This window comes from Agaribacterium haliotis (assembly GCF_002312815.1).
Classification (GTDB): Bacteria; Pseudomonadota; Gammaproteobacteria; order Pseudomonadales; family Cellvibrionaceae; genus Agaribacterium; species Agaribacterium haliotis.
The window spans coordinates 225,734-234,101 of sequence record NZ_NKQJ01000008.1 but is presented as its reverse complement, the minus strand read 5'-3'; the positions used below and the strand labels follow the sequence as shown (position 1 = coordinate 234,101).

The following is an 8,368-nucleotide window of genomic DNA, read 5'->3' as shown; positions in this document are numbered from 1 at the left end:
CTGGAGCTATCGCCGTTCACGACCCAGTTCACGCCGCTTGTATCCGAGCTGTAATCCACCTCGTTATTACTACCGCGGCCTTCAAGTATTTCTACCGCGGCCAAGGTCGACACGTAGGTCACGCCCGAGTTCACATCGACAACACGGAATAAATCAGTACCGCTTCGCTCAAAGCGCGCATCCGCTTCGCGCGATAACAAACTGTCAGCGCCGCTGGCGCCACCTGTGATGCTGGCCATTAAACCGGTGCTGGCAAAAATAAAACGATCGTTGCCAGTGTCTGAACCGACAATGGATTCAACATCATTAAAATACACACGGCTATCAATATTGCCGTCAGAATCGCCGGTAATATTCCAGTCTTCGGCACCACTGTAAGTGCGCGACACAACATCGGTGGCGCTGTCATCGGATGCGGCGCTGCCGCCATAAATAGTGCCGGCTACGCCATTGTTTTGAATCTCAAAGCTATCGGCATCGCCATCACCGTAGGCATTGGTAACCGTTGCCGCCAGGAAAAACTCATCCGCGCCATCACCACCGTTAATGGTGGTGACACTGCCATCGATATCAAAATCATCGGCGCCGTCGCCGCCGTTAATGGTCGTAACCGCACCATCAATATCAAATACGTCAGCATCGTCGCCACCATTAATAGTGCCGGCAAAACCTGAGCTGCCAACATTAACGGTATCAACCAACGCAGAGCCATCAAGCACTTCAATATTATTAAAGCTGACAACATTGTTGCTTACGGAGCTAACTGTGTTTGAAGTTAAACCATCAATCGCCCAAAGCGCCGTTTCAGCGGAGTCTGCGCTGATGCTATCGGCACTGCCGCCGCTATCATTAATCGTAATGCTCTGATTTATTGCTGCAGCGGATGAAAAGTTCAGCTGGTAACTGTCGTTGTCCGCGCCACCTTGAATAGCAACCGAGCCCGCTCGAATATCAAATACATCCGCACCGGCGCCTGTATCGATCGCAATATTCTGTGCAGTGTGAATGGTAACGGTATCAACCAGTGTGCTCCCCGTTAAGCTTTCGATACCACTGAAATTCACTTTGTTATCAGTATTACTATTCGCAAACTGAGTTCGAACGGAATTGCCGGTGTTAATTTCCCACCAGGCATCGGAACCCGTATAAGCACGAAGCTCGTCACCGGTACTGCTGCCGCTATCAACAATACTCATATCCAGGCCGGCAGCCATCAAGATATAAATATCATCACCCTCGCCGCCATCAAAGGCGACTGAGTTGTAAAAGTTCAAGGTATCTGAGCCCGAGCTTGCCGAGTGATTGCTAAAATTAACAAACTCCATTCCCGCAACCTCAACCGAACTTAAATCTGCGCCTTTTTGGCCCAAGTTCCAAGTCGCTGCTGCCTGCACATTCAGGCTTTCACTTGCGCTAGAGTCCGCAGTAACCTGCTCTATTTGCCTAAATTCGGGCAGATAAGTACTGCCGCCCGCGGCGATCGACCAGGTGCTGCCATCTTCAGACAAAGCAACCGTAGAAGCCGTGCTGTACATTGCATCGCTTAAGGCTCGGGTTTTAATAACATCAACCGCATTGGTGCCACTGCCACCAACTATGCTGCCGGTAATTGAACCTGCCGCGGTAAACTCAAAAATATCCTTGTCTGAACCGCCAACAAGATAATTAAAGTTTTCAAAATTCAGCGAAGCAACAGAGCCATCATTTTCACCCGATATCACCCAGGTTTGCGTTGTGTTCGCGCCTCTTAAGGTACTGTTTGTATTGTTACCCTTAACAATTTCAACATTTGTGGCCGAGCCCATGGCCGTATCAACATTCAGATCAACAACACTCGACCGTGAATAATCGATCGTATCACCGGCATCATGAGCGCCGCCGTCTATGTCGCCGCTGAAGTTCACAGCATTATCTGCGCGAAATACATCGTCTTGATCACCGCCAACCAGGCTTTGAATCGATTCAAAGCTGGTGACATAAGCCACCGCACCAGGATTCGTTTGAACACTACCGTTGTTACTGCCACTTAATACAAATAGCGAGTCAACATTTTTCCCGGTTAATGAATTGTTGTCAGTACTATCAGCAACAGTGCCACCGTTAATGCTTGCGATGCTGCCGCCATCTTCAATCACAAAGTGATCCGCTTCGCTGCCACCGACTAACGCATTAAAACCTTCAAATAAGAGCTGACCGACGATCTCACCGGAATTTGCACCGTCAATATTCCAGGTGCGGGAAACATCGTCACCACTGAGCACACTATCGCTGTTATTGCCGATAATCTTTTCAATATTACTAAAGCCGTTATCCGCACCGTTTAAAGTAACTGCAACACTAGTTAATCCCGAATAATTAACAATATCAAAATCGTCTGCGATCGCAGGGCTTAAGCTGCCCGGACCGCCACCGTCTATCAAACCAGACAGAACAGATGATGTGTCACTAAAAATAAAACTGTCTGCAGCGTCGCCGCCCGTTAGGTTTTGCACCTTGGTAAAGCTAGTAACATAAGAGTCAACAGAGCCGGAATTATCCCCTGAGATCCTGTAGGTCGTGGCGCTATCCAAACCGACGATAGTATTATAAGCAGACGAGTCAGCCGCATCACCGCCATCGATACTAGCAATTGAGCCACTGTCACTAAACTCAAAACGATCAGCGGCGCTACCGCCGACCAAATTGCCAACATCGCTAAAGTTTAAACCGGCAACACTGCCGCCGTTTACCTCATTAATGCTCCAGGTGCGCGCAACATTATCACCAGTCAGTGTTGTATTGGCGCCATTACCAACAACACTTTCGATATTAACAAAACCATTGCTTGCAGCATTGATGTTCAAGTTAATGTTGGTTGCGCTGTTCACCAAGGCGTAGCTGATAAAATCGTCTTCACCACTCTGATCGCCTGCATCAATAAGGCCGCCGATGCTGCCGTTATCATAAAAATAAAGACCATCATTCAGCGCGCCGGGCGCTTTAAGATTTTCCATGCCCGCAAAACTATACAAAGCCACATAGGACAGTACGTCGGCTGCATTTACCCAGTTGCCAACATCACCACTGTTTGCTCCGTTAATACGCCAGGTGCGGCTCTGATTCTCGGGCGCAATAAAGGTGTTGTCAGTATCTGTACCGGTGAACGAGCTAATCGAAGAGAATGCCACCACGTCTTCAAGATTGTTTGCTGAAGAGCTATCGGTATCGTACTGAACTTTGGATGCGGGCAGATTAAACACCGCACGGTGATGGGCGACCGACAAGCTATTGCCCCCACCGCCACCATCAACAAGGTTTAAGAAACCCGAGTTGGAAAAAGTAAAGGCATCAGCAGCACTGCCTCCACTAATATCTGCAACACCGCTAAAGCTAAGAGCATTGGCGTTTGAATCAAAACCGACACTTCCGGTGCCGTCAGCCGTTATCTGCCAGTATTGGGCAATATCGACACCGTGAATCTGCGCATCCGCATGAGTCGCCTCGACATTTTCAATCGAAGTAAAACGAATAACCTGAGCGCCGCCGGCATCATCGACGGTTGAGGCCTCATAGTCATCTGAACTGCCGTTTAATTTCAGGTGGATATCGAGATCGGCTTCGGCGAGTACCAATACATCATCGGCTGTTGCCCCCCCGTCAATCGTCAACGACGATAATTGCGCACCATCTTCAACAATAAAACGATCGACCTCTATACCGCCCTGAATTAAATCAATGCCTGAAAAGCTCAAGGCATTAACGACAGGATCGGTAAGCGGGTCTGGGCTCAAAGCAACTTGATGTGTACCGCTGCTATTTAAACTCCAGGTCAACGCTTGGTTTGCAGCTTGAATCGTCGCGTCGGCGCTGCTTGCTGTAATGCTAGAAATGCCACTAAAACTAAAATCATCGCCGGCGCTGTCGACACTTGAAGCCCCATCAAGCGCGTCAGCAACAATATTGGCTAAAGTTATTGACGCATTTGAGTGATCAAATGTCAGTGTATTGCTGCCTTCGCCACCAGAAACCGAAGTAATACCGCTGCCATCAGCAATAGTAAATAAATCATTGCCTGCCGAGCCGACAAGCGCAATAACACCACTGAAGTTTGTTGTACCGGCAACACTGCCGTTGCCACTGGAAGCCACATTCCAATTGATAGTGTCATTTGTATTGCTGGCATAAGATAAGGTTGTTGCCCCATTGCCAGTAATCGACTCAAAACCGCTGTAGCTTTCCGGAACCGTGATCGCATCCGAAAAACCAGAAAAGATAAGCTCATCGACAGGCTCAACAGCACCTGAGCTGCCCGCATTAATTATTTCGGGTACCGTCGTTGAATTATAGGTAAACGTATCCTTATTGGTATTACTGCCATAAAGCGCTTCAATGCCATCAAAGGTCAGGCCTAAACCGCTGCCAGTAACACTTGCAAGCAACCATGCTAAGTCTTGGGCATAAGATGAAAGATCAAGTATATCGGCACCATCAACCGCGTGAGTGCCACCTCTGATATCGACAATGCCTGCATCAACATCGACATCAAAATGATCATTACCGTCTGCACCCACTAAATTCTCAAAACCGCTAAAGTCGATAACGTTAGGAGCAGAGCCCACTTCGCTGGTCGCATAAACACGCTGATCATCTACTGCGGCAATGGACCACGTTAAATTTTCAGAGCCAGTAAAACTTAAGGTATCGCTATCTGCACCAGCGGCCAACACAAGCAGTTCAGATGTCTCGCCAGTTAATAAAGCAGAATCAATGCTAACGCTATTGGCACCGCTATTTAGATTCAGCGTAGGCGCAGTTACAGGCGCAAAATCACTGGCCACTGTTACACTATCTACACCGGTGCTGCCATTTAGGGTTTCCAAACCACTGAAACTAACTTTGGCCGTATCGGCTGCATCCGCAGTGGAATAAACGCTATTGGTGGCGCCGAGCGCCCACCAGGTATTGGTTGCCGATGCGTCATCTTGATAGGCGTTTAATACATCTGCCGTACCAGTGCTATCGGCAATAGTTAAATACAGGCCAGCAGCCTTCAGGTTGTAGGTATCGTTATCGGCGCCGCCGTCAACGCTAGTACTTAAATTACTATAAAAATTAAACTCGTCGTCGCCGGTGCTATCACTTATCGCAAAAGGTAAATCTTTGTGCAGGTTATATATGTCGTTACCACTTTGGCCCTGCAGCTTGATGCTTGTATCGGCTTCACCCGACCACGTTGCAGTGCTATTAATGGTAAAACTATCAACTTGCGCATTTGCACCTTGCACCAATACACTGCCGTGACCACTGTCGATGGCACCACTGTATATAAGATTTTGAACCATCAAACTAATGCTATCAAACGCAGATGATTCATCGGCGCCGGAGGCTAACGAGCCTTCCAACAGCACGTCGGTCGCGGTGATAGTGATACGGCCTTCTCCGCTGATCGCACTGACCGAAGTATTGACATCACTTTTGCCTGTATCAATTAAACCACCGCTATTAATATCGACCGAAGCGGCGTTAATAAGCACACTTTCACCACCGGTGTAAATATGATCATTAATTTGCACTTCGTTGCCGGCAGTAAAGTTTAAGCGGACTCTATCGTGTTGATTATTATCAGCGGCAACCGGGATTGTATCGTAGATCATTGCATCGACAATAATGTCATTGCCGGCACTTAACGTAATAACAAACTCATCTTCTGGCGTAGCTAAATTGCCGGTTCGGTCAAATTCGATATCTGCAGCAAGGGTAATATCGCCGCCCGCAGAAAAAGACACATCGCCAGCTAATAACTCGTTTGCGCTCGTGCCGAAGGAACGGTCACCACTGGTATTAAAACTACCTGCAACAATATCCCCCAAAACAGAGCCAATTATAAGCTCGCCACCTGTTCGGGCACTCCCACTTGATACGGTGCTTAAGGATGAGGAATGTTCACGAAAATAAACATCGCGGCCGCCATAGCTGCCGTCACCTTCATCAAAATGCCAGCGAACATTTGCAGGTGAAATGGCTGCGGTTGCGCTATTTGCATCGTGATCACCACCAATAACAATGGCGCCGCTGTCCGTACTTAAGTCACCGTAAAGCAGCACATCACCATCGGCGTAGATGGAAATATCGGCTTGGCCCACCGAAATCTGTGCTGAGCTATCCGTTGTTGAGCTGGCACTACTATTTGGGCTATAGCTTTGAAAACCCAGGGTAAGATTCGCTGGAATATAATCTGTATTTGAATAAACCCCACCAATAACAACATCGCCCCCAGCTGTTGTTATTGATCCTTGTATATCAATATCACCTTGGCTGTATAAAAACGTATTTCCAGCATCTGTAGCAATAGCGGCACCAAGGCCAATATTGATATCGCCATTATTTACAAAAGTGACATTGCCGCCACCGGAATTAACCGCTGAATTTAAACCAAAATCAATTAAACCATCGGCACCAACAGAAAAACCACCACCATTAGTATTAATGCTGACATTGGGGCTAATAAACACATCGCCAATAGCGCCTGCGGCCGTGCCCGCCGTTAAGCTAAGGTTTAATTCAGACGAGTTGAACAGCCCCTTATTAACAATATCAGCATTAATAAAAATATCGCCATGGCTTTCAAGGCTAAGCGAAGAATGTGTTGCCCCGTGCGTACCTTGAAAATCCAGCTCTGAGGCCAGAGTAATTGAACCGAGACTAAAGGTTTTTACCGTAACATCGGCACCATTATTTAAACTGGCAAGCAGGGATTCGATACTTAAATACGAGGCGCTGTTACCTGCATCGCCGGTCCAGGTATCATTTGCTGAATCTTCTGTAATATTGGCATCAGTGCTGCCACTGCCACCAATCACAATATCCGAAGCCTGATAGGCGACACTGCCGGCGCTATTTGCCGCGTTATCGCTGCTTACGGTAACGGTGAGCCTTGCAACATCTAACTCGCCGGCCGTCACTTCCACCGTGCCGCCGTTAGCGTTAGATGTTTCGCCATCGTCCGGGTCTACGCCGCGGGCATTAATATAGGCATTGCCGGCGCCGGCGCTTGAGACAAGCACACTGTCTTTGGCGATAAGCACCACATCACCGGCTGTCGCACTTGCCCAGGCATCGGCCTGTATTTTTGCATCTTCTTGAACAGTAACGGTATCGGCCGTTGTAATAGAAGCATTTGAGGCGCCCGCTGCACCACCAACAAGCACCTGGCCACCGCCTGTGCCGCCGCTGGCATCCACAAATATGGCCGCGCCACCTAAAACATCAATATCACTGCCGAGCAATTTAATATCGCCACCACTTCCCTGGCCCGAGCTTGCGTGAACATCACCTACGCTTAAAGCCTTTACCGCGTGTAATTCTATGGAGCCTGCGGCGTGGCTTGCCGCACCAACACTTGCGCTGATTTTACTGCCGCTGCCATCACTATGAGTAATATCATCACCGAGCACGACAATCTGGCCGGCATTTTGTGTATCACTGTCAACCGACAGTTCACCGCCATTTATTACATCACTACCGGCACTTAGGGTAAAACTGCCATCACTATCAAAAACAACCGACTTTGTTCGGCCTAAATCGCCGGCATTTACGGCGCCGGCAAATATTTCACGGCTGGCATTGGCCGTTAATAAAATTTGCCCGCCTTCAGCGCTGATACTGCCGCTATTATTAATACCGACCTGGCTGGCCTCTTGTTCGCTTTGTAAAAATGATTCATCGACACGAATAGATAATAACGAGTCAAAACTCACCACCGCTTCTTTGCCCGATGCCAACGAAACTCGACCGTATTGCGCGTTAATCACTCCTTCATTAACAATGCGCTTACCCGCCAACACCACAGAGCCCGAGGCCGCCGCAGTAATGCTGCCGGCATTAGTTACATAGGCTTCTGTGCCATCTTCATAAGTAAGTGTAAAGGCACCATCCATAAAATCGTCGGGGTCGATATCTAAACCACTTGCCAACAAACCACCAACATTGATTACAGAGCCGCTGTTAAAAACCACGCCTGCCGGGTTCACAATGGCAATATTGCCATTTGCGCTAATCGAGCCGGCGATACTGGTGAGGTTATTGCTGAGAACCCGGTTTAATGCAAAGCTATCTGAACCGGGCTGCACAAAAGTCACACTCTCGCCCGCGGCAATATCAAAACTATCCCAATCAATCGCAACACGGTTAGTGCTTTGATTTACCGTTGTGCTTGTACCGCTTTGATTAACATTGGCACTGCCATTTCTTACAACGGGGTTGCTTGGCGCCGACAGTGAACTTAGTGGCGTTAAACCAGCGATAGCTAAAAAAAGTGCACTAAAACGTAGAGTGTTCATAAAAACAAATAGGTAAGTAAAAATAGGCCGGCAAAAAAGCTGGCGCCAAG

The 8,368-nt window shown here is 48.2% G+C and carries 1 protein-coding gene; it reads right to left on the bottom strand.

Annotated features, from left to right (window positions below):
- The coding region (locus tag CFK45_RS11330) for a beta strand repeat-containing protein (RefSeq protein WP_143247563.1) at nucleotides 1-8,318 on the bottom strand (8,318 nt) is incomplete at its 3' end.
- Nucleotides 8,319-8,368 lie beyond the last annotated feature (50 nt).